Raw genomic sequence first — 22528 nt, forward strand, 5'->3', positions numbered from 1 at the left:
GACTATTCTTTAAAAAAATAAAGAAAGTAGAAAGGTTTTAGGTTTTATAGTGTCGGTGATTTTCTGGGGATTATTTGTTCGTCCCTGTACTTTTCCACATGACCATGTCTTTGGATAAATGTGGGGAAGGATTTTCCGTTTTTGAAACGATATCTAACTTTTAGTGTTTTTAAACAATATCTTAATCCTGTGACGAACGTTAAGATTCTATCTAGGAAAACCTTGGGACAAGCGGCAACACATCCGATGTCCCACATAGCGGAAGTTTTCCTTTCCTCAGCCCAAACAACTTGTCTGGAATGTCTGACAAAGGGGCGACTTACCCCCAAGCTTGCAACTTGATGTTTTTTTCCCCAGAAACATACGTGAAAGCCCACACAGAGTTGCCCGCAGAACTATCCACATGAATCCGCACCTCATCCTCGCTTCTGGCTCTCAAATTCGAGCGGATCTGCTCCGCGCGGCCGGACTTCGAATCGAAATCGAATCGCCTCGCGTTGATGAGGATATGATCAAGGCAGCTCTTCAGGCCGAACAAGCAACACCCAGAGATATTGCTGACACATTGGCAGAGGCCAAGGCGCGCAAAATTGCCCTAAAAAACCCTGACAAACGGGTTCTGGGATGTGATCAGGTTCTATCTTTCGAGGGGCGGATTTTCTCCAAACCTCAAAGCAGGGATGACGCGCGCGATCAGCTGAGGGCTTTGCGCGGAAAACCACACCAACTGCTTTCAGCCGCTGTCCTATACAACGAGGCTGAGCCGGTTTGGCGCCATGTGGCCACGGCCCGTCTTTTGATGCGCGACTTCTCCGATGCGTATCTCGAGGACTACCTTGACAGGAACTGGCCCGAAATTGGTTATTCGGTGGGTGGCTACAAGCTCGAGGAAGAAGGCGTTCGTTTGTTTGCTCGTGTCGATGGCAATCATTTCACAGTGCTTGGTTTACCGCTTTTGGAACTACTCAATCAACTCTCAAACCAAGGAGCCATCCCCGCATGACCCTAGACCGTATTCCCTTGGCCGGTGTCATTGGCTCACCTATTGCACATTCCCGGTCTCCTCGGCTGTTCGCCCATTGGATGCGTAAATATGGCCTCCCGGGTCATTATATCCCCATGGATATTGCCCCGGACAAGCTGGAAGCGACGCTTAGAATACTCCCTGATATGGGATTTGTGGGTGTGAATGTTACCATTCCCCACAAAGAGCGGGTGATGGAGATCGCTGATCTTGTATCTGACCGAGCAACCCTCATTGGTGCTGCGAACACATTGATTTTTCGCAAAGATGGGCGCATCCACGCAGATAACACTGATGGCTACGGGTTTATTGAAAATCTTCGCCAAAACGCCCCTTCTTGGCAGCCGGAGTCAGGTCCAGCTGTGGTTCTAGGAGCAGGTGGAGCGGCCCGCGCTGTTATTGCGTCATTGTTGGATGTTGGTGTTCCCGAAATACGTCTGTCTAACCGAACTAGGGCCAGGGCGGATACGCTTAGGGAAGCATTTGGCAATCGGGTTCAGGTTTTTGATTGGGTCAAGGCTGGCAACTTGATCGAAGGTGCTGCCACCGTGGTCAACACGACTTCGCTAGGGATGACCGGCAAAAAAGAACTGCGGGTTCCCCTTGATGCTCTGAGTTCAGGCATGTTGGTTACCGACCTTGTCTATACACCGCTCCAAACGCGGTTGTTAAGGGAGGCAGAGGACGCGGGATGTCAGGTCGTCGACGGCTTGGGCATGCTGCTTCATCAAGCGGTTCCTGGATTTGAACGCTGGTTTGGAACCCGTCCCGAAATTGACGAAACGACGCGCGCTGCGGTTTTGCGATGAAATTCAAACTCGGCCTGACCGGGTCTATCGGAATGGGTAAAAGCACGACGGCAAACATGTTTGCCGAGCTAGGCTGCGTTGTTTGGGATGCTGATGTGGCAGTCCACAGGCTTTATGGCGAAAAGGGAGCCGCAGTAGCGCCGATTGCGGCCAAGTTTCCACATGCGATCAAAGATGGGTCTGTGTCCCGTGACCAACTCCGCGATCTGATTTCGGGTAATCCCGCGGTTTTGGTTGAACTAGAGACGATTGTTCATCCTTTGGTTCAACGAGACCGCGAAGCGTTCATCGCAAATAACCCTGACAAGATCGGTGTTTTTGACATACCGTTGTTGTTTGAAACCAATGGCGACAAGGCGATGGATGCGGTTGCATGTGTCTCTATTTCGGCTGAACTTCAACGAGATCGGGTTATGGCGCGGGGTACAATGAGCGCAGAGACGCTTGATCAAATCCTGTCCCGACAAATGCCAAATAGTGAAAAATGTGCCCGCTCGACCTATGTTATCGAAACCGATACGCTAGAGCATGCCCGCGCTCAGGTTGAGGCGATTGTGGCAGGGATAGAAAGGCAAATTTCCGATGCGTGAAATCGTTCTGGATACGGAAACCACCGGGTTTGACCCGTTTTCGGGCGATCGCATTGTTGAAATCGGTGCTGTAGAGCTGATGAATCATGTCGCCACTGGCGAAACCTATCACGTCTATATCAATCCCGAACGGGGCATGCCGGACGAAGCCTTTGGCGTGCACGGAATCGGGCCGGATTTGCTTGATTCACCGCGGGCGGCGAATCCCGGTGAAGTGACGCTAAAAGACAAACCTGTGTTCAAGAAAGTAGGTCAAAGCTTTCTTGATTTCATTCAGGATTCCAAATTGATCATCCACAACGCTGCGTTTGATATGAAATTCTTGAACGCTGAACTGAAATGGATGAACTTGCCTGAAATTCCCTATGATCAGGCGTTTGATACCTTGATGGTAGCAAGAAAAAGGTTTCCAGGGTCGCCCGCCTCGTTGGATGCGCTGTGCCGTCGTTTCAATATCGACAACTCTAACCGTACTCTTCACGGCGCTTTGCTCGATAGTGAAATTCTGGCCGAAGTATACCTTGAGCTGATCGGCGGAAAACAGCCTGACTTTGGTCTTGCCCCCGTTGAAAAAAACAAGAGTTCCACAGGGGAAGAATCAAACTGGAGACCGACCGCGCGTCCGACCGCCCTGCCCTCTCGCTTGTCAGACAAAGAAAAGGCGGCTCACGCCGCCTTTGTCGAGAAGTTAGGAGAAGATGCGCTTTGGCTTAAATCCTAAGCGCATGTCTCATTAAGCGTCGGCTTTTTGACCTTCAGCTTCTGCCTGACGGCGCTGAAGCTCGGTGCGATAAAGTGCCACGAAATCAATAGTTTCGAGGTTGAGAGGCGGAAAACCACCGTCGCGTGTCACATCTGAAACAATGCGACGCACAAACGGGAACAACATCCGTGGGCATTCGATCAGAAGGAACGGATGCATCTGGTCTTCTGGAATGCCCTCGATGTTGAACACGCCAGCGTAATCAAGCTCAAGCAGAAAAAGCTGCTCTTTTGCTGCGGCGGACTTGCTGTCCACTTTCAGTTTCATGATTACTTCGTACTGATTTTCAGCAGTGCGCTTCTTGGCGTCAAGGTTCACCTGAACCTGAACTTCTGGCTGAACTTCGCCAGAAACGCCTTTTTGGGCGAGAATATTTTCGAATGAAAGATCGCGAATGAACTGTGCCAGCACATTCATTTTAGGCGCTTGGGGTGTTTCAGCTGCGCCGTTGGTTTCTGCCATGGACCGGTCTCCAATATAAAATCGGTCCAAGGCATATCAGTCTGTGATCAAAGCCTCAATGCCTTGTCCAACCAGAGCCGGGATGATTGGGCTCTTTGCCGTCAGGAATTTCTGAAAACTCCCCTTCAACCACGTCTTCACTGGGCTTTACGCCGGGGGTGGGGCGCTGAGCCGGTCCGGACTGATAGGTGTGGAACTCGCCGCCCATCTCAAACTGGCTAACCTTGACGCGCTTCTTTACCCAGGCAAAAACGGCCGAACGGACAGGCGGCATCAAGAGCGCAAAGCCAACAGCATCGGTAAAGAAACCGGGCGTCAGCAATAAAGCGCCAGAAATCAGGATCATCGCCCCGTGTGCCAAGGGTTCGCTCGGGTCTTCGAGCCGCGAAAAACTGTTCTGGAGGTTGTTTATTGCGTTGATACCCTGTGTTCTAACCAAAAACGTGCCCAAAATCGCCGTCAAGACAACGATTGCAAGCGTTGGCCATAGGCCAATCGCACCGCCAACCTGAATGAACAGGCCGATTTCGATCAGAGGGACAGCAAGAAAGGCGATAAACAGCCACATTGTGATGCATTCCTTTTTTCAGCTCAGGTGGACTCACCCGCGTGCCTAACCTACATAGGTATTCAACCAAGAATATTCCATGCCGCCCCGAAATGAGGTGCAAATGAACTCTCCTATCATCGAACTTCTGGTTCTTGCCGGAATTGCAATTTTTTTGTTCCTGCGTTTGCGCAGTGTTTTGGGCACCCGAGAAGGTTTTGAAAAACCTCCGGTTCCCCAATCTGAAGCCCGTGACGCGCGTCGTGATTTTGAAGTGATAGATGGCGGGCCCGACCGTGATATCATTGACCACGTTGCCGAAGATAGCAGTGCTGCCAAAGCCCTATCGGCCATGAAACGTGTCGATCCGTCTTTCTCCGTTTCTGAATTTCTCTCTGGAGCGCGTGGCGCTTATGAGATGATCCTGATGGGTTTTGAGCGGGGAGAGGTTGAAGATCTCAAGCCGTTCTTGGCGGATGATGTCTATGAAACCTTCGTCGAAGTTGTGGAAAGCCGCAAAGAGCAAGGTCTGACCATTGAGGCCGAATTCATTGGTGTACGTGAAATCTCGATTTCCGATGCAAGCTTTGACGAGGCAACAAAAGTTGCTGAAATCACTGTGCGCTATGTTGGCGATCTCACGTCGGTCGTAAAAGATGCCGAAGGTCAGGTGCTTGAAGGATCGGCCACCGCGGTCAAAAAGCAAAAAGACGTCTGGACCTATTCCCATGACATGGGCAACTCAGACCCGAATTGGCAGCTTGTCGCCACGGACGAATGAAGCAATTTTTCCTTGCGGTTTGTACGGCGATCATGGCCATGACACAGGCAGCTGATGCTGAGAATGAGACGTCCTATGCCATTTTGGGGTTCGAAGACCTTGTTGGCTGGGCCGAGGATGATCATGCCGCCGCGCTAAAGGTGTTTCGCAACACCTGTGGGGATTTGAACGATCCCGATTGGGTCTCTTTGTGCAATGTTGCGGCCGAGGCCGGGGATGCGCGGCAGTTTTTTGAACTGTTCTTTCGACCTGTTCTGATCACGGATAAGTCGGATGGCTTGTTCACCGGGTATTTTGAACCGGAACTGGACGGAGCGCCCTTTAAAAGTGAGCGCTTCAAATATCCGATTTATAAAATGCCATCTGAAGCCCGTAAACAGCGGCCTTGGCTCACCCGGCGCGATATTCTGACGTCGGGTGTTATGAACAATCGCGATTTGGAAATCACTTGGGTCGACGATCCGGTTGAGCTGTTTTTCCTGCAAGTTCAAGGTTCTGGCCGGGTGAAATATCCCGATGGCAGCTTTATCCGCGTTGGATATGGTGGTGCCAATGGTCATCCGTACCGCTCGATTGGTCAAGAATTGGTGCGACGGGGCACATATTCCGCCCATCAGGTATCTGCGCAAGTGATCAAGAATTGGGTGCGTCGCAATCCTGTTGAGGGACAGGAGTTGCTCTATCACAATCACTCCTATGTGTTTTTCCGCGAAGTCAGCGAAGTGCCGGCGGACAGAGGCCCGCTTGGGGCGATGAACCGGTCGATTACAACGATGCGCTCTATCGCTGTTGATCCGGCTTTTACGCCCTTAGGTGCGCCTGTTTGGATTGAGAAAGGCGGCCGGAACCCGCTTAACCGCTTGATGATCGCTCAAGACACGGGGTCAGCGATCAAGGGCGCCCAGCGGGCGGATGTGTTTATCGGAACGGGTGACGAAGCCGGGCAAATTGCCGGTCGAATCAAAGATCCGGGCCGGATGGTCGTTTTGATGCCAATTCAACGCGCCTATGCGCTCTTGCCGGAAGCCGTCCAATGACCAAAAGGCGCCTGCGCCCGGACGAACTAGAGCTTTGGCAACAGGTGGCAACAAGCGCCGATCCGCTTCACAATCGTCCAAAGCCGGTTGAGCCTGAGCTTCCGAAAAAGATCGCGCGACCAAAACCAAAGGAAAAACAGCCTTTGTCGCCCTTTGCTTTGGGAGACAAAGCAGTGCGGCAAACAGAAACACATGTGTTTCCCCAAACCACATCTCAACGCGTCAAAGCCGTTCCTTTACAGATGGATAACAAGGCGTATACCCGCATGAAACGCGGAAAACTGGCGCCCGAAGCGCGGATAGATTTACATGGGATGACGCTTGATCAGGCGCATCCGGAATTGATCCGGTTTATTCTGACGTCGCAAGCGCGCGGGTTGCGTTTGGTTCTGGTGATTACGGGCAAGGGAAGCCGCGAAGATCCTTACGACCCGATGCCGCGGCGCCGTGGTGTGTTAAAAAGCCAAGTGCCGCAATGGATGCGTATGGTGCCGATTTCGCAGGCTATTTTACAGGTTGCCGAAGCCCATCAACGCCATGGAGGGGCAGGGGCCTACTATGTTTATCTTAAGCGGATGCGGTGAAAATCCGGTCTGAATGCTCGGATAAATAGATTTTCAACCAAGGTGTGAACATCTCGGGTTGCTCTGTAACTCTTGTCTTTAGTTGTTCAAGCTCAATCCATTCGACAGCCATGACTTCGTCGGGATTCGGTGTGATGCAAAGAGTTTGATCAGCCTGGGCTGTGTAAAGATCAACAACTTCGTGTTCGATCAAATCGTTTCCGACATCAGCCCGATATTCTATCTGGTCGCGATACTGCGGCGTTAATCCGGAAATCCCCAACTCTTGTTCAAGCCGCCTATTGGCACAGGTTAGTGGATTTTCGTCCCAATGCGGATGCGTACAGCAGGTGTTCGCCCAAAGACCCGGCGTGTGATACTTGCTCAACGCGCGTTGTTGGATCAGCGTTTTGGTGCCTGACATCACAAAAACCGACACGGCTTTGTGCCGATATCCAAACTGATGGGCCGCTAATTTGCCGGTCGGAGTCAGCACTCCGTCGACCCAAGCGGGAATCAGTGTTTCCAATTCAGTGTTCTGCATATCAGTCATTTTGGCTAAGTGGCTGGCAAATTCCCCGGGGTCAAGGGCCAGAAAGCATGGGATGATGCTGGCAATGGGCGGATGGTCGCAGGGTATTAGCCTTTCGCGCTATTGTTGTAACCCCCAGCGGTTTGATAGGTTCGCCCTAGGACTGCGCGATTATGATGGAGACCCAACATGAAAATGACGATCGCATCGGCTCTGGCCGTCGCAACTATCGCTACCGGAGCTTTTGCCGACTCGCATGCACCAAGCGGTGATGCAGCTGCTGGTGAAAAAGCTTTCAAGAAATGCAAATCCTGCCACATGATTCAGGATGCTGACGGTGAAAACATCGTCAAAGGCGGGAAAACTGGCCCCAATCTTTACGGTGTTGTTGGCCGGACGGCTGGCACGTTCGAAGGTTTCAAATTCGGCAAAGACATTGTCGCTGCTGGTGAAGGTGGTTTGGCATGGGACGAAGAAAGCTTTGTTGCCTATGTAACTGATCCCAAAAAGTTCCTGCGGTCACATCTTGGCGATGACAAAGCAAAGTCAAAAATGACCTTCCGCCTGAAAAAAGGCGCTGAAGATGTTTATGCCTACTTGGCGTCTGTCGGCCCTGCTGCCGAATAAGCCTCTGTTAAACAATGGTAAAGGAGCGTGCCCTTCCGGGAGCGCTCCTTTTTTATTGTCCCAAGCCAGCTGTTTGAGCTGACACACCAACAACAGAGCCAATCAATTCAAGGACTGTTCGAAGACCAACGACCGGAGATTCCGTCGCCAAAACAGTGTCATTCGGGTTCAACGGAAACTTGCGCGCCGCGAATAGGCCATCCGCACTTGTCATATCAAAGGTAAACACAACTTGTTGCAGGTTGGGGCCGGCGTTGCCTGAATGAATATCGGCAGTATCGTATTCACGAAGAACGAGAACCCCTTGAGGATCTGCCCTTGAATCTCGGAGACCACCCATCAGTGACAAAGCTTCGAGCGCACTTAGATTGTCTTTTGGAAAGTAGATCAAATCTTCTTTGCCTGAGGCGCCGAATGCAACAAAACTACTATCGTCTTCCTCAACGATGAGTGTGTCACGCGGTTGCATCAGTGCGTTTTTAGTCCCGTCGGCGAGCAATTTTTCAGACGAGATTTCATAGGTTTCGGAGCCACGCAAAAGCCGAACCTTTGGGTTGCGCAATTCCGGAGGAATGCCGCCAGCATCAGCAAGCACATTCAGCACTTTGTAATTTCGTGACGGCATTGGATAGCTGCCAGGGTTTTGGACGCCACCGACAACGTCGACAGAATGATCCCGACCCTGTTCAAGGCTGACCTGAACTTGAGCGGAGGGAACAATTGGTTCAAGCCGCTGTTGAATTTTTGACCGGGCTCGATCGGAGGTTAAGCCTCTTACGCCAACTTTGTTTACATAGGGAAGAAATATTGACCCGTTTGCATCAACTTCTACGCCTTTGATTTCGGTAAAGCGTTGGCCTGGGTTGGTAATGAGCGAGTTTTCCTGGCTATCCCAGATCGTCACATTCAATCGATCTCCGGTTCGGATTGTCGATGAGTTGCGACCTGTCGATGTATTGGGCCAGTGGTAGTGCCCGTGCCATCCCGACGCCGGCCAGCTGAGGATTTCGGGAATGTTGGATCGCGTTACTTCGACTACTTGAAAACTGGGATTTTCATCCACTTGTTCATCTAGAACTTCGGTCTGAATAGCCGCCCCGCGTGGAAGGCTACATGCAGACACGGCCAGCATTGTAAAAAATATAGCAATCAGTTTAGCAGTAAATCGCACCGTAGCCCCCCGACCTGTGCAGCCATTGCAGACCATTTATTAGCTTTGTAGCCGCTTAAGGAGTTGATAGACAGAATGTTGATTGTTGGGAAGTGGAATGAGAGCAAACCGTGGCGCCAGAACCGCATAAACGCGTTGTGTTAGTACTAGGAGCAAGCGGCAAAATTGGTCGCATGTTGCGCGCTGTTTGGAGAGAAACCCCAGCGCAAGATATTGAATTCGCTTATGTCCATAGAAACCGCTCGCGGGACCATCAGGGCATTGTCTGGCGGCCAGGAGAGCCGCTTAACCACTTTCCGAAAGTACATGCTTTGGTTGCTCTTTGGGGCGCAACACCGCGGTCTGGATATGCATTTTCCGACAATACTGATCTTGCAAAAGCAACGTTGGAGCTTGCTGCGGCCCTGCAAGTTGAACGTGTTTTGCACTTTTCTAGTTCAGCAATTTACCCGGCTTCATCGAAACCTCAGTCCGAAGCAAATTTTGGGCCTGCTCCGAATGCTTATGGTCAGTCCAAACTGGACATGGAACACCTGATCGCGACGTGGGCGTCAGAAAACGAAAACCGGTTTTCAAACGTAGTTCTGAGACTGGCGAATGTGGCCGGTGCCGATGCACTGTTTAGCAACATAAAACCGGGGGGGACCGTGACACTTGATAGATTTCCGGATGGTCTTGGCCCACGTCGAAGCTACATAGGGGCCGTGGACTTGGCGAAAGTGATTGAAGCATTGATTGACGCAAAATCTGTCCAAGGAGCCATAAACGTAGCAGCGCCTTGTGCAACGGATATGGCCGGGTTGGCCAAGGCAGCCAAGTGTAACATCAGCTGGAAACCTGCGCCGTCGGACGCGATTGCCTCTGTCACTCTCGATACAGGAAAGTTGCAATCAGTTTTGAGATTGGATGAAGTGACCGCCAGCCCCCAGCACTTGGTAGAATGTGCCCAGAAAGGAGGGCTGTGGCCATGACTGTTGGCAAACGCCTTTCCGACATTTTCTTTGTCCTGTTGTTTTTAATTCCCTTGGCTCCGGTGATGTTACTGGTGCTATTGGCTGTTCTTGTATTGGATGGAAAGCCAGTTTTCTTTGTGTCTGAGCGAATGAAAACTCCGGACCAAGGGTTTTTACTTTGGAAATTCAGAACGATGCGTCCTGATGATAATGACTCTGGGGTTTCAGGTGGCGATAAAACAACGCGGATCACCAAAACGGGTGGTTTTTTACGGAAGTACCGTCTCGATGAGCTGCCACAGCTGTGGAACATTCTCAAAGGCGACATCAGCTTTGTTGGACCTCGACCACCTCTGCGTCGCTATGTCGAAAAATTTCCAAACCTATACACTCAAGTTTTGAAATCGCGTCCTGGTGTGACCGGGCTTGCGACTCTTGCCTATCACAAAACGGAGGAAGAGCTTCTGTCGGATTGTCACACAGCGGCGGCGACCGAAGAAACCTACTGTCGAAGATGCGTCCCACGCAAGGCGACAATTGATCTAATCTATGCCAAAAACCGCAGTTTTTGCTTTGATCTCAAACTAATGACAGCCACAGTTCTTCGTAGAATGTCATTGCACTAGCCTAAGTCAGAGGCGCAGGGGTTGGGCATTGAAATACCCAAGCACATCACCTAACCATTGGCGTGCACTTATGACATTGCCATAGGTGTCGACGACATAAGTATTTGTAAAAGAACCATTTTCCCCGCTACAAACCGCTGTGATGGCACGGCCTTTTCTGTTCACCTCGCCCAAGACAACGGGCAGGGTCGGCCCGGTATCGAGCTTGCAGGTGAATTCAGAGACTGTTGTTTGGTTGTCCGAAGTCAGGTGGCGCATCACATAGCGTGCTGTCCCTACAGACTTGGAGCGAACCAAAGACAGTAACGCGCCTTCTTCTGAGGACATCAGATCACCGCCAAACCCGCGGGTTGATACAATTGTCCCATTCCGAAGTACGATGGCCTGCCGGGAAGACGAGCCAAAGGTTTGATACGCACCGTTCCGTTGAATTTCGACCATAATGAACTGGGCCGATGAGGCCTCGATCGAAAAAACAGAGGCTGGGCTATCGGTGGCTTGAAGGACTTGGGCGATTTGCTCACCTGTCACCACAGGTGCCGTAGGCTTTTTATTGGATAGCATAGCTGGCAGCGCCTTGATGGAAACAAGCGGATCTTTACGATCACTGCTGCATGCCACAAGACCAAGAGAGACGACCAGAGCGACGACTGCTTTGAAAAATGTCTGCATAATTATCTCCAGAACCTTCCCCATGAGTCCTTGACGACAGGTTCATGATAACCGCGGACATTTTCATAAAGACGATCGCGGACCCTTAGTCGGGCACCACCGTCACGCGACAAAGATTGAATGACCGTTGGATTCACTTTGCGCGATGGTTGGCCGACGAAAGGGGCCAAAGGAATGAAGAAACGCAGACCTTTGTCAAACGACCCTTCTCCAAATTCATCAGCGGAGATGTCCGTGAAGGTTGCATAAGCACCAACTTTCCACCCATTTGCGAACTCGCGGTCGACGGTAACGGTGCCACCGTAGTCCCCGGCTAAGTATCGTCCAACATCAAGCTGGCCGTGAAAGCCGTTCCCGAAATCATAGTAGGCCGATACATGGCCATTCAGATGCGGAATCTCGTATTCGGCACCTGACACAGGGTCGACAGTGATCATATCTTGAAAGCCAAAAAGCTGATCAAAATCGCGACGTTGAATGTAGTTTAGCTCGGCTCCAATTGCCAAGCGGCTGTCTACGGGTTTCCAAAGAAGTTCCGCAGAGACCCCGCCATACATGCGCTCAAGATAGCCGACAGACACTCGGGAGTAGAAATCCTTGGCCGGTCGGTTGAACATCGCCAGTTGCAGATACTCAATCGCAGGATCACCTTCGGCAGAATAGAGCGCATTGTCCGTGCGCACACGCGGCAATTTGGATTCGTCTTGGCGCGGGTCATCTTCTAAGTTGCCTGCGAGCTTCTTCGTAATCGAACCTGAAAGCACCAAGTTGGACAGAATTTCATAGTCTGCTTTGGCGCGAATACCGACGTCCAAGCGAACCGGCTCATTAGGATCGAATACCGAAAGATCGGCATAGGGTGAAATGCCCCACGTGAACTTAGGGTAAATGCCCTTTTCAGGTGGTGGTGCCAGCTTGTAGCCGTCAATGATGCTCGTCTGTGCCAGCATCGCATCAGCAGACTCATGTTCCAAGCGCTCTAGATCTGAACGGCGCATCACCACCGCTGACATTGGAATTCCTGCAGAGACTGGAACGATAACGAATTCTTCGACTGACGCTGGCAGGCTCCTAGTCATCGACCGAGCCAAACGGCCAAAGGCTTGCGATGGTACTCCGAACCGCTGGTTCGAGACCCTGACGGTCGCCCGGCTGCCTTCCAGTTTTACGGATTCGATAATCAACCCGTCTTTGGCGGCAAGGGAGGTCAAAGAGGTTTTCGCTTTGGAAATTGCCGCAGTGTCGTTTGTCCAGCCGAGATCGTGAATATCTTTTTGAAGTCTAGGCTTTACGGGTAGGCCAGCTGTTTCTATGCCACCTGGAACCCCCTGCGTTTTCGGGTTTACGGCAAGCGAAATCTGAGCGCCAATCTGGTTTCCATAGGCATGATACAAGGACAGCTGGTTGCCATTCCTAAAGCGATAGTCAACGCCGAAGTTCCAAGGGCTGGTCTTTTCGAATTGTCCAACTTCCTGCTCTTGGTCGTAATCGTCCGAAGAGTATTCGAATTTGAAATTCCAGCGGTCGTTGGGCGCATAAGAAAGGCCGGCGAAGGCTGCGACGTCACCGCGGAACCATCGGTCATAGGTCGGAATACCGCCTTGTTCGAGCGTCGTTTCGGAGCGCTCTCCGATTGATGCAAACGAATTATAGCTGCCCAAACGACCCCAGCCGATACCGCCCGTTACTTTCAGACCGGGTGAAAGCGATTTCGTCGCCACAAGATATTCACCGCTATAGAGTCCTGTCCCCATGACATCCTGAAAGCCCAAAGTCAGGGCAGGGCGGTTCGCCGTTTCCTTCATCAGCAAAAACCGAACATCAAAGCTGCGGTCAAAATAGGTGCCATCCCAACCCGACGTGAACTCAGCCAACGCAGAGTAGCGGAAACTCGCAGAGATACGCGGGGTAATTTGGAACCCAATCGTCGTCTTGGTTGTTTTTCCACTCTGGCTGATAGTTGCCGAAAGATTGCCTTCGTCAAAGTGATCCGCCGTCGGCATGTCGATCAAGCCAGGTGAGCCGTACAAGTTATAAGAAGGCCCTTGTCGCGGTTCTTCGGCAAATGAAGGTGACACGGCCAAAAGGGTAAACGAGGCGGCGAAAATGCTGCACTTTGTTCGCTGGGACCGAATGACCGGCATAGCTGCACCCTTCCAAAAGAAATTTTTCAATGCTTTTGCTACGAGCATTAACGGAATCTGTCCATTGTGCATAGATGCAACCTGTTGGTCTGTGTGAAATACAGCACGGGGCTTTTAACGGAACATTTTGAAACATTAAGGCGGTGGTAAGCCCTTACAGGTTACACCTTCCCTCGGTGAGAGAAAAGGTGGTGAGATGAGTGGCGACAGCAATGTGCGGCCAGTCATCATCAAACGAAAGAAAGTCGTCGGTGGCGATGGGCATCATGGTGGTGCCTGGAAGGTAGCGTATGCTGACTTCGTAACCGCGATGATGGCCTTCTTTATGTTGATGTGGCTGTTGAATGCGACAACTGAAAAACAACGCAAGGGTATTGCAGACTATTTTAGTCCGACGATTGCTATGGCGCGGGTTTCCGGTGGTGGAAACGGCGCTCTAGGAGGGGATTCCGTCTTTGCGGAGAATACCTTACCTCGTATGGGAACCGGTGCAACGAGCCTAAAAGCGCAACCCGAAAATGCTGCCCGAGGTAGTTATTCTTCTGGCGAAGCGGAAGAAAAAGCAGCCGAAGACGAAGTCTTTGAGATTGTGGAAGAGATGCTCATGGGACGCGGCGGTGAAAGCATGGTTGCCGATGAGCTATTGGAACATATTGTAACCCGGGTCACAGACGAAGGTTTGGTGATTGAACTCTATGAGACAGAAAATGCACGTCTTTTTGACCGAGGATCGAAACCGACGCAGCTATTAAAGGATCTGTCGAGGATCATTGTCGAGGCCTCTTACATGGTGACCAATCCGATCGCAGTAGAAGGGCATACTTCCGCCTATCCCATTGTGATGGCCGAAAACCCGTCTTGGGATGTTTCGGCTCAACGGGCGGCGATGTTTCGCGAACTTGTCATATCGTCGGGGCTTGGAGCGGAGCGTGTGCGCAGAGTGACCTCTTATGCAGATCGCGAACCGGTTCGGAAAAACCAAATGGATATCCGAAACAACCGGATCGAAGTGGTGTTCCTAAGAGAGTAGAAAGCTCTCTTCAAAACGAATAGAGTTTTGATTGGATTTTAGCTGTTAGCTCTGCGTTAAGCTCAGCACCTTATCTGTTGTCTCGAGTAACGAACGAGACAGCAGAAAGGCGTTTCCATGACGATCTCCTCATCGCTTAATGCGGGTGTGGCGGGCCTGGCGGCCAATGCGACACGGTTAGGCACAATTTCAGACAATATCGCAAATTCATCAACCAGCGGCTACAAGCGGGTTGAAACCGATTTTTCCTCAATGGTCATGTCGAATAGCGGCGGTGGCTATACTGCTGGTGGTGTTCGCACAACAACTCAACGGCTTGTTGACCAAGGTGGTGCTCTGGTTGGAACGACCAACCCGACGGACCTGGCGGTTCGCGGCAATGGTTTCCTACCGGTTGCCGAGGCGACCGAAGTCAAAGCCGGTTCCGACAACCCGCAAATGTTTTTGACAACCACCGGTTCGTTTCGTGTTGATTCGAACGGTTACCTCAAAACAGAATCTGGTTTGATGCTTCTGGGTTGGCCGGCTAACGCCGACGGAACAATGCCGACGTTCCCCCGGGATTCTTCCAGTAGCTTGGAACCAATTCAGATCAATTTGAACCAATTCACCAGTGAGCCGACAACTGAGATTACTTTGGGTGTCAACCTTGCTGCGACCGACACGGATTCAACGGCCGATGGTGTGGCGATTGATCAGTCGGTCGAATATTTTGACAATCTTGGCCGCCCCGAAAATCTAACCATTACTTACACTCCGACAATTCCGGCAACTGGATCTTCCAACGAATGGACTGTGACTATCAGTGACTCCGCGACGGACGCGGCAAGCAACCCCATCGGCGAATATGTCGTGACATTTGACGACACCGCAGGCAGCGGCGGTGCCATTTTGTCAGTCGCGACCACTTCTGGCGGTGCTTACGATCCATTGACCGGCGCCTTGATTGTCAATGTGAACGGCGGACCAATGGAGATCAACTTTGGTGAGCCGGGAAGTAGTGCGGGCCTCACTCAATTTGGTGAAAAGTTTCAACCGCTTAACATTTCCAAAGATGGCTCGCCTGTCGGTAAAATGACCACGGTTGAAGTGGATGAAAACGGCTTTGTCCACGCCTTCTTTGACACAGGTATTTCACGAACAATCTATCAAGTTCCTTTGGTTGATGTGCCCAACCCGAACGGAATGATCGCGATGGATAAGCAAATCTATATGGCGTCTCCAGATAGCGGCAGCTTCTTCCTTTGGGATGCCGGGGACGGACCGGTCGGTGACGTGGTGCCATATGCGCGTGAAGAAAGCGCGACAGATGTCGCGAATGAACTGACGGCAATGATCCAAACGCAACGCGCCTATTCATCGAATGCCAAGGTCATCCAAACCGTCGATGAAATGTTGCAAGAAACCACAAACATCAAACGCTAACGGACTTCCGTTAGACCTTTGAAGGAGGTCGCAAAATGTCTCTTACGGGTGCTCTCTATAACGCATTTAGCGGATTACAGGCCAATTCCCGAGCGGCCTCATTGGTTTCTACCAATATTTCCAATGCCACGACCGAAGGGTATGGGCGCCGTGAACTGGCGCTCACACCGGGAGCGATTGGCACAACCGGCGGTGTTCGCATCGCCGGTGTAATTCGCCATTCCGATCCGGTTATAATTGCGGATCGTCGGGTTTCCGACGCGTCCCTGGCATATTCAAGCGACTTGTATGCCCATTCTAAGCGGTTGGAAAACCTGGTTGGAGAAACGGGAACACCCGGTTCTCTGGTTGAACGCGTCACTGCATTTGAAAACTCCTTGGTGTCTGCGGCCACCAATCCAGCCTCAACACAACGTTTGGAAAACGTTGCAACGGCTGCAACCTCTTTAACTCAAAGCCTCAATGATCTGTCGACGGAAATTCAGCAAACTCGGCAAGCGGCCGACACTGCTATCGGAAAACAAGTGGAGTCTCTAAATGAGGCATTGAACCGAATAGATGAACTAAATGGCAATATCATCAAAGCCAGTGCAACTGGATCAGATTCCGTCACCCTCTTGGACGAACGGCAACGGGTATTGGATAGCATCTCAGACATTGTTCCTCTGCGTATCGTTGAACGCGAAAGAGGCGATATTGCGGTGTTCACAACCAATGGTGCCATGCTTCTAGATGGATCACCGCTTGAAATTGGTTTTGAAACTGTCAATGCCATTGGTGCCGGAATGACGTTGTCTGCGGGTGATTTGAATGGCTTGACGGTCAATGGCCTTCCTGTCGATTCGACCGCGGATGGTATGTTTGCTGGCGGTAGCCTAGCCGCACAATTCGCAATTCGCGATGATAGGGCGGTGGAAAGCCAAGCCGAACTTGATGCCATCGCTCGTGACTTGATCGAGCGTTTGGGCCCTGGCGGTCCGGACACAACACTTGGCGGTACGGATCCTGGTCTTTTTACAGACAACGGAGCGGCTTTTGACCCACTGAACGAAGATGGGTTGGCAGCTCGGATTGAACTCAACTCTCTTGTTGCGCCAGATTCAGGATCAGTTTGGCGTCTGCGAGACGGGTTAGGGGCTGCTACACAAGGTGAAGTTGGAGAAGGGCGTTTGCTACAATCGATCGCGGCGGCTTTGACCACTTCGACAGTACCAAGTTCTTCATCACTTCCATCTGTATCGCGCAGCTTTGTGAATCACATTTCCGAGTTCTCTTCGAGTATCTCCGGAACTCGAGTACGGGCGGAAAATGAACATAGTTTCCTGTCTTCCCAGAACACTGCGTTGAGTGAGTTAGAGTTTTCCAAAGGTGTCGACACCGATCAGGAGCTTCAACGCTTAATGCAAATCGAACAACAATATTCCGCAAACGCCAAAGTCATGTCTGTCGTCGACGACCTGATGGAACGTTTGATGTCCATCTAAGGAGAATAGCATGCAATCTGTAGGGGATATGGCGCGGTCATTGGTTCTAAGAACCAATCAAGTCCGACTGCGGGAAGAAATGGATAAGCTTGCGGTCGAAGTGTCGACCGGTTTTGTAAAGGATTCTGCCAAGCATTTGAATGGTGACATCACGAGCTTGCAGGAAATCGACCGTTCTTTGTCAAAACTCAATATGTACCGCGTCAACACAACAGAGGCGACTTACATAACAAGTACAATGCAAACCAGTTTGGATGAGATGCAATCCCGCAGTCAGGCTTTGTCGCAAACTCTTATCTCAGCGGATTTAACGCCTACGGATCCCCTACTGGATACAATGTCCGATGACGCTGAAAACGCTTTGGGCCAAATCATGAATGGGTTGAACCGTTCTGTTGCAGGCCGAAGTCTATTTGGTGGTACCGCAACAGATCGGCCCGCGGTCGCCAGTAGTGAAGATATGTTGGCGGATCTTCAAGTTGCGTTAGCCGGGCAAACCACACTTGCTGGTATTGAGGCCGGTCTTGATACTTTTTTCGGTGCGGGTGGAGGTTATGAAACGACTACCTATGAAGGATCAGCCACCGGGCTTGCTCCGTTTCAATTGAGTGAAACCGACACGGCTAACGTTGATATTCGCGCGAGTGACACAGTTTTTAGAGAGTTGTTGAAGCCTTTGGCTATGGCGGCCTTAGCCTCCGATGGATCGCTTGGACTGGATACGGATGTTAAGGTTGAGCTGCTCGCTAAATCTGGTCGAGACTTGCTCGCAGCACAACAATCCATCGTTGAGTTGCGTGCTGGGCTAGGTGCTTTGGAGGGTCGGATTGAAGAAACGACAACGCGCAATGCAGCTGAAACAGCTTCTGCAAGTTTGGCCAGATTAGATTTGGTTGGGGCTGACCAATATGAAACGGCGGCTCGCTACGAAAACATTCGGGGCCAACTTGAAAGTCTTTACGCAATTACGGCGCGATCTCAACGTCTCTCATTGGCGGAGTATCTATGATGATGCGTTTTATGATTTCTTTAATCTTTTCTGCACTGATAGCTGGCGTAGCGACTGCTCAATCTGTCCGCATTAAAGACCTTGTTGAGTTCGATGGAGTACGATCGAACGACTTGGTCGGGTACGGATTGGTTGTAGGGTTGAATGGGACTGGAGATGGTCTCAGAAACTCTCCATTTACAGAAGAAATTATGTCCAACATACTTGAGCGTCTTGGTGTAAATGTCACCGGAGAGCAATTTCGCCCGCGCAATGTTGCAGCTGTGATTGTGACGGCGCGATTGCCTGCCTTTTCAAGGACCGGAGGGCAAATCGACGTAACTGTTTCGGCTATTGGCGACGCGAAAAGCCTTTTAGGTGGAACGCTGATCATGACTCCGCTTAATGCTGCGGACGGTCAAATTTATGCTGTTGCTCAGGGAACGGTTATCGCTGGAGGGGTCGAAGCTGAAGGCGACGCTGCCCGAGTGGTCCAAGGAGTTCCAACCGCCGGTGTAATACCATCTGGTGCACGAGTTGAGAGAGAAGTGGAATTCGACTTTTCTCAACTTTCGTCTTTGAGGCTGGCCCTACGAGAACCTGACTTTACCACAGCAGCCAGGATAGAAGATGCTATTAATCGCAAGCTTGGGCGACGGGCTGCGACAATGAACGACGCTGGAACTGTTACCATAAACTTGGGAAAAACCGGTGCAAGTTCCCCCGCGAGAGCCGTCGTCGCTTTGGAAAACCTAACCGTCGAACCTCAGAGGAAAGCTCGCGTTGTGGTTGATCAGCGATCTGGAACAATCGTAATGGGTTCAGATGTACGTGTATCAACAGTCGCAGTTTCCCAGGGCAACCTTACTCTACGGATAGAAGAGGCCCCTTTGGCAATTCAACCCAATCCGTTTAGTGACGGTGAGACGGTGATAGTTCCAAGAACTGGAGCAGCCATCGAAGAAGAACCTGGCATTGGCCTTGCAGTCGTGCCTCAAGGCACTTCATTATCTGAGGTTATAGCAGGATTAAATGCTCTTGGTGTAAGCCCTCGTGACATGATTGACATCCTCAAAAGCATAAAAGCTGCCGGCGCTCTGCATGCCGATTTCGTGGTGATGTAATCGAAAGCGGGCGTTGCTGAGGTTTTCTTAACTGAAACATGCCATTTTAAAGATCAACTCGTATTGGGAGATGTATCATGCTGGGGATCATCGGAATTGTCGTGATTTTCGCTATGGTTTTTGGGGGTTATGTTGCCGCTGGCGGTAAACTAGGCATCATTATCAAGGCGTTACCGTTCGAAATGATGATGATTGGTGGCGCTGCCGCCGGCGCATTCATGATCAGCAACGATGGACCGACGGTCAAGCACGCGCTCAAGGATATATCGAAAGTTTTCAAAGGGCCAAAGTGGAAAAATGATGACTATCGTGATCTTTTATGTCTGCTGTTTGAACTTATACGATTGGCGCGTCAAAACCCTGTGGCCATAGAAGAACACATAGAAACGCCAAGTGAATCTAACATCTTTGAGAAATACCCCAAGATTCTGGGCGACAAGTATGCTCTTGAATTAATTTGTGACACCATGCGTTCGGTTTCAATGAACTACGACGACCCACACCAAGTAGAGGAAGTTTTGGACAAACGCTTGGATGGTATGGCGGCTCACGCACAGCACTCAAGTCATGCCTTGCAGTCAATGGCCGATGCCTTGCCAGCCTTAGGTATCGTTGCTGCGGTTCTCGGGGTCATTAAAACAATGGCTTCAATCGACCAGCCACCCGAAGTGTTAGGGAAAATGATCGGAGGGGCACTTGTCGGTACGTTTCTTGGTGTTTTTCTAGCGTATGGGTTAGTGGCTCCGTTTGCATCAAAAGTAAAAGCAGTGGTTGATGATGATCTTCACTTTTACCATCTAATTCGTGAAGTGTTGGTCGCCAACCTTCACAATCATGCAACAAATATATGTATCGAAGTTGGCCGCCAAAACACACCCTCCCATTACAGGCCGACCTTTGAAGATTTGGAAGACGCACTGAAATCGGTAAAGCAGGATGCGGCATGATTTTTGTTCTTTTCGTTGCCGTTCTTTTAGCTGCTCCTAGTATCGGATGGGCAGAAAAAATTACTCTTAGAAGCGGTGAACATGGAGAGTTCACTCGATTAGTTTTTGATGTACCCGAGAACACCAAATGGTCTCTGGAGCAAAATGACAATCTTGACAAAATAACTTTGATTCTTGGTGCAAGCCATGACGGATTCAACCTCAATAATGCTTTTGACAAGATTTCGAAAAATCGTGTGCATTCCATCATCCCCACAAAGGATTCAAAAGGCGTCGAAATTACGTTGTCATGCGATTGTTCAGCCGACTCCTTTCTGCTCAGAGACCGAATGTTGGTAATTGACATAAGGGAAAAAACTCCATCGGAAATATCGGAACGAAATAATCCCGATACGAGTCAAAATTATGCAGATGAAGGTCATATAAGCACAACAGATTTAACTAGGATATGGTTGGGCCCAATACCCAGGATTGGTCCTCCGACTGAAGATACTCCTAGACCGTCATATGTTCCCACTGCAATAAGCAATCAATCCCCTTCCCAAATTCGTTCGCCAAAACCTGATAGTGTGAACCGGTCAAGTGATGTTCGTAACCAAATATTTGGTGATCTCGCAACTGCAGCAACGATTGGGTTATTGGACCCATCAACTCCTTTGGAAAATCCCCCTTTGATGCCTGCCTCAGAAATTCATACTGAGGCAATTAATAACAATACGCCGGAGGTAAACCGTCCAGCCGCTATAGAAAGATCAAAGAAATCTTCTGACAGAGTTTCCATTGGCGGACAAAAATGCACACCTAACGCACACCTAAATATAAAATCATGGGCTCAGAAGGATTCTCCCTTTAGTCTTTTGCTGGCTACTCGGCGCGGCGCAATGTTTGATGAGTTCGATCAAGTCAACAATAAAGCCCAAACCAGCTATGTAAGAGCTCTGATTTACCTTGGCTTTGGAGCTGAAGCTCGATCAGTAGCCACGCTGAATGGGTCATCAATTGAACCGATCTACACGTCGTTGAGCTATCTCGTTGATGGTGACAGAGATCCAACTGGGTTTTTCGAGGCGGAAATTGAGTGTGATACTTACTCTTCAATGTGGTCATCCTTAGACGGTAGTATGCTATCAAGCTCTTCAAAACTCGATGTTGACGCATTACTACAGTCGTTTGAATTACTGCCGATGCACTTGAGGTTACACCTGGGGCCAATACTAGTTGATAATTTGACTAAAGTTGGCAAACTAGAAATTGCCAAATCCGTTCTTCGAAGACTGGAGAGAGCAAATGGCGGAGAAACAAGTAGCATACTCTACGGGGGTGCGAAAATTGACTCGATAGAAGGAGCAAAAGAGGAAGCTAGTAGGGTATTTCGCATATTGAGCGAAACGGACGGGCCAGAGACGGCAAGTGCAATTGCGAGAGATATTGAAATATCTACTTCGAAAGGCGAGGCGGTATCTGAGAGAATGGTTACCCTGTCAGCAGCTTACTCCAAAGAACTTCGAAATACAGAAGCGGGGTCCGAGTTATGGGAAGCCCACCTAAACTCCCTACTTGTCAATAGACTGTTTTCCGAGGCATTTAGCGTTTTGGACGATATAGAGGGAGTTGATACAAACTTAGTTAGGCTCGCCATCGACAGGACTTTTGAAGAAATTGTTAAAAACTCCGATGATGCAGAGTTCTTAAAGGTATTTTTTGACAAAGCTGGGGTGTACAAAGAAGGTATTAGAGATGAAACGTTGCTTTTGGCATCCGAACGTTTCTTGACATTGGGTTTTTCGACCAAAGCTCTTGAAACTCTTAGTGAAATTAATTCTCTATCCGAGACGAGGGATTGGAAGATTCTAAAGGCCAAGGCCCTTATTCGGCAGGACCAGCCTAAGCAAGCTGAAATAGCTCTTATTGGATTAGAAGGTAGAGATGTCACAAAATTGAGAGCTGAATCCAGGCGCAAGATGGGGGACCACGAGTACTCTAGGGAGCTATTTGAAGAATTGGGAGAGAGCGAAGAAGAAATAGATCAAGCATGGTTGTCAAGTAATTGGGAAAGGTTGCGAGCATTGGATCCGGGAAGCTTGTACTCAAGTTTGGCCAGGACTGCTGGCGACGAAGGTGATTCCGCCGGAGCTGGGAATCTTGCCCTCTCGGACATTGAAAACCTTTATTCAGATAGCTCAATATTCAGGGAAATTATTACAAAGGCGCTTGACACGACTATGGTTA

The 22528-nt window shown here is 50.3% G+C and carries 23 protein-coding genes; 17 read left to right on the top strand and 6 right to left on the bottom strand.

The features are described from left to right. Positions 1-403 precede the first annotated feature (403 nt). Genes AC5EFR_RS08420 through dnaQ form a run of 4 tightly spaced genes read left to right on the top strand, consistent with a single transcriptional unit; the run spans position 404 to position 3144 of the window. Entirely contained in the window at positions 404-1003 is a 600-nt protein-coding gene (locus AC5EFR_RS08420; RefSeq protein ID WP_493575402.1) for a Maf family protein, read from the top strand. Then, positions 1000-1833, top strand: coding sequence for a shikimate dehydrogenase (locus tag AC5EFR_RS08425; protein WP_493575403.1), 834 nt, complete (start codon positions 1000-1002; stop codon positions 1831-1833). Before AC5EFR_RS08420 ends, AC5EFR_RS08425 begins: the two co-directional genes overlap by 4 nt. After that, positions 1830-2423, top strand: coding sequence for a dephospho-CoA kinase (coaE, locus tag AC5EFR_RS08430; RefSeq protein ID WP_493575404.1), 594 nt, complete (start codon positions 1830-1832; stop codon positions 2421-2423). The genes AC5EFR_RS08425 and coaE overlap by 4 nt, the downstream gene beginning before the upstream one ends. After that, the gene (gene dnaQ / locus AC5EFR_RS08435) at positions 2416-3144 is read left to right on the top strand and encodes a DNA polymerase III subunit epsilon (RefSeq protein WP_493575405.1); all 729 of its coding nucleotides are present in this window, start codon (positions 2416-2418) and stop codon (positions 3142-3144) included. Before coaE ends, dnaQ begins: the two co-directional genes overlap by 8 nt. A 12-nt stretch (positions 3145-3156) precedes the next feature. Here dnaQ and secB read toward each other — a convergent pair whose 3' ends face one another. Together secB and AC5EFR_RS08445 are read right to left on the bottom strand one after the other, a co-directional pair. Next, on the bottom strand, positions 3157-3648 hold the full coding sequence (secB, locus tag AC5EFR_RS08440) for a protein-export chaperone SecB (protein ID WP_493575406.1): 492 nt from the start codon (positions 3646-3648) through the stop codon (positions 3157-3159). Between the two features lie 55 nt (positions 3649-3703). Beyond that, positions 3704-4216, bottom strand: a complete 513-nt coding sequence (locus AC5EFR_RS08445; RefSeq protein WP_493575407.1) for an FxsA family protein — start codon at positions 4214-4216, stop codon at positions 3704-3706. Between the two features lie 103 nt (positions 4217-4319). Here AC5EFR_RS08445 and AC5EFR_RS08450 point away from each other — a divergent pair, with 103 nt between their 5' ends. The 3 genes from AC5EFR_RS08450 to AC5EFR_RS08460 are packed head-to-tail and all read left to right on the top strand — an operon-like array spanning position 4320 to position 6597. Continuing rightward, positions 4320-4976, top strand: coding sequence for a Tim44/TimA family putative adaptor protein (locus AC5EFR_RS08450; protein ID WP_493575408.1), 657 nt, complete (start codon positions 4320-4322; stop codon positions 4974-4976). Continuing rightward, positions 4973-6013, top strand: coding sequence for a murein transglycosylase A (gene mltA, locus AC5EFR_RS08455; RefSeq protein WP_493575409.1), 1041 nt, complete (start codon positions 4973-4975; stop codon positions 6011-6013). The genes AC5EFR_RS08450 and mltA overlap by 4 nt, the downstream gene beginning before the upstream one ends. Then, positions 6010-6597, top strand: coding sequence for a Smr/MutS family protein (locus tag AC5EFR_RS08460; RefSeq protein ID WP_493575410.1), 588 nt, complete (start codon positions 6010-6012; stop codon positions 6595-6597). Before mltA ends, AC5EFR_RS08460 begins: the two co-directional genes overlap by 4 nt. Here the strand turns inward: AC5EFR_RS08460 and idi are convergent. Beyond that, positions 6581-7105 (bottom strand): isopentenyl-diphosphate delta-isomerase, encoded by a 525-nt coding sequence (idi, locus tag AC5EFR_RS08465; RefSeq protein WP_493575426.1) that lies wholly within the window; start codon positions 7103-7105, stop codon positions 6581-6583. The genes AC5EFR_RS08460 and idi overlap by 17 nt on opposite strands. A gap of 192 nt (positions 7106-7297) precedes the next feature. Here idi and AC5EFR_RS08470 point away from each other — a divergent pair, with 192 nt between their 5' ends. Next, positions 7298-7735 (top strand): c-type cytochrome, encoded by a 438-nt coding sequence (locus tag AC5EFR_RS08470; protein ID WP_493575411.1) that lies wholly within the window; start codon positions 7298-7300, stop codon positions 7733-7735. A 52-nt stretch (positions 7736-7787) separates the two neighbouring features. On the opposite strand, the gene AC5EFR_RS08475 is transcribed toward AC5EFR_RS08470, so the two are convergent. Then, a complete protein-coding gene (locus AC5EFR_RS08475) occupies positions 7788-8942 on the bottom strand; it encodes a polysaccharide biosynthesis/export family protein (RefSeq protein WP_493575412.1) in 1155 nt (384 codons plus the stop codon). Between the two features lie 101 nt (positions 8943-9043). On the opposite strand from AC5EFR_RS08475, the gene AC5EFR_RS08480 reads away from it, so the two are divergent. Together AC5EFR_RS08480 and AC5EFR_RS08485 are read left to right on the top strand one after the other, a co-directional pair. Beyond that, positions 9044-9877, top strand: a complete 834-nt coding sequence (locus tag AC5EFR_RS08480; protein WP_493575427.1) for an NAD-dependent epimerase/dehydratase family protein — start codon at positions 9044-9046, stop codon at positions 9875-9877. Further along, on the top strand, positions 9874-10485 hold the full coding sequence (locus AC5EFR_RS08485; protein WP_493575413.1) for a sugar transferase: 612 nt from the start codon (positions 9874-9876) through the stop codon (positions 10483-10485). The genes AC5EFR_RS08480 and AC5EFR_RS08485 overlap by 4 nt, the downstream gene beginning before the upstream one ends. A gap of 6 nt (positions 10486-10491) precedes the next feature. Here AC5EFR_RS08485 and AC5EFR_RS08490 read toward each other — a convergent pair whose 3' ends face one another. Together AC5EFR_RS08490 and AC5EFR_RS08495 are read right to left on the bottom strand one after the other, a co-directional pair. Beyond that, positions 10492-11157 (bottom strand): YjbF family lipoprotein, encoded by a 666-nt coding sequence (locus AC5EFR_RS08490; protein WP_493575414.1) that lies wholly within the window; start codon positions 11155-11157, stop codon positions 10492-10494. Between the two features lie 2 nt (positions 11158-11159). After that, on the bottom strand, positions 11160-13373 hold the full coding sequence (locus AC5EFR_RS08495; protein ID WP_493575415.1) for a YjbH domain-containing protein: 2214 nt from the start codon (positions 13371-13373) through the stop codon (positions 11160-11162). A 124-nt stretch (positions 13374-13497) separates the two neighbouring features. Here AC5EFR_RS08495 and AC5EFR_RS08500 point away from each other — a divergent pair, with 124 nt between their 5' ends. From AC5EFR_RS08500 to AC5EFR_RS08530, 7 genes are all read left to right on the top strand, one after another. Then, positions 13498-14331 (top strand): flagellar motor protein MotB, encoded by an 834-nt coding sequence (locus AC5EFR_RS08500; protein ID WP_493575416.1) that lies wholly within the window; start codon positions 13498-13500, stop codon positions 14329-14331. 117 nt (positions 14332-14448) lie between these two features. Next, a complete protein-coding gene (locus tag AC5EFR_RS08505) occupies positions 14449-15756 on the top strand; it encodes a flagellar hook protein FlgE (RefSeq protein ID WP_493575417.1) in 1308 nt (435 codons plus the stop codon). Positions 15757-15791: 35 nt separating this feature from the next. Continuing rightward, on the top strand, positions 15792-17240 hold the full coding sequence (flgK, locus tag AC5EFR_RS08510) for a flagellar hook-associated protein FlgK (RefSeq protein ID WP_493575418.1): 1449 nt from the start codon (positions 15792-15794) through the stop codon (positions 17238-17240). A gap of 10 nt (positions 17241-17250) precedes the next feature. After that, a complete protein-coding gene (locus tag AC5EFR_RS08515; RefSeq protein ID WP_493575419.1) occupies positions 17251-18249 on the top strand; it encodes a flagellin in 999 nt (332 codons plus the stop codon). Then, positions 18249-19352 carry a flagellar basal body P-ring protein FlgI gene (locus AC5EFR_RS08520; protein WP_493575428.1) on the top strand — a complete coding sequence of 368 codons (1104 nt, stop codon included), beginning with the start codon at positions 18249-18251 and terminating at the stop codon, positions 19350-19352. Before AC5EFR_RS08515 ends, AC5EFR_RS08520 begins: the two co-directional genes overlap by 1 nt. Positions 19353-19429: 77 nt before the next feature. Then, positions 19430-20299: a flagellar motor stator protein MotA gene (gene motA / locus AC5EFR_RS08525; RefSeq protein WP_493575420.1), complete on the top strand. Its 870-nt coding sequence runs from the start codon at positions 19430-19432 to the stop codon at positions 20297-20299. Then, a partial coding sequence (locus tag AC5EFR_RS08530) for a hypothetical protein (RefSeq protein WP_493575421.1) occupies positions 20296-22528 on the top strand: 2233 nt, incomplete at its 3' end. The genes motA and AC5EFR_RS08530, both read left to right, overlap by 4 nt.

This window comes from Pelagimonas sp. (assembly GCF_058892305.1).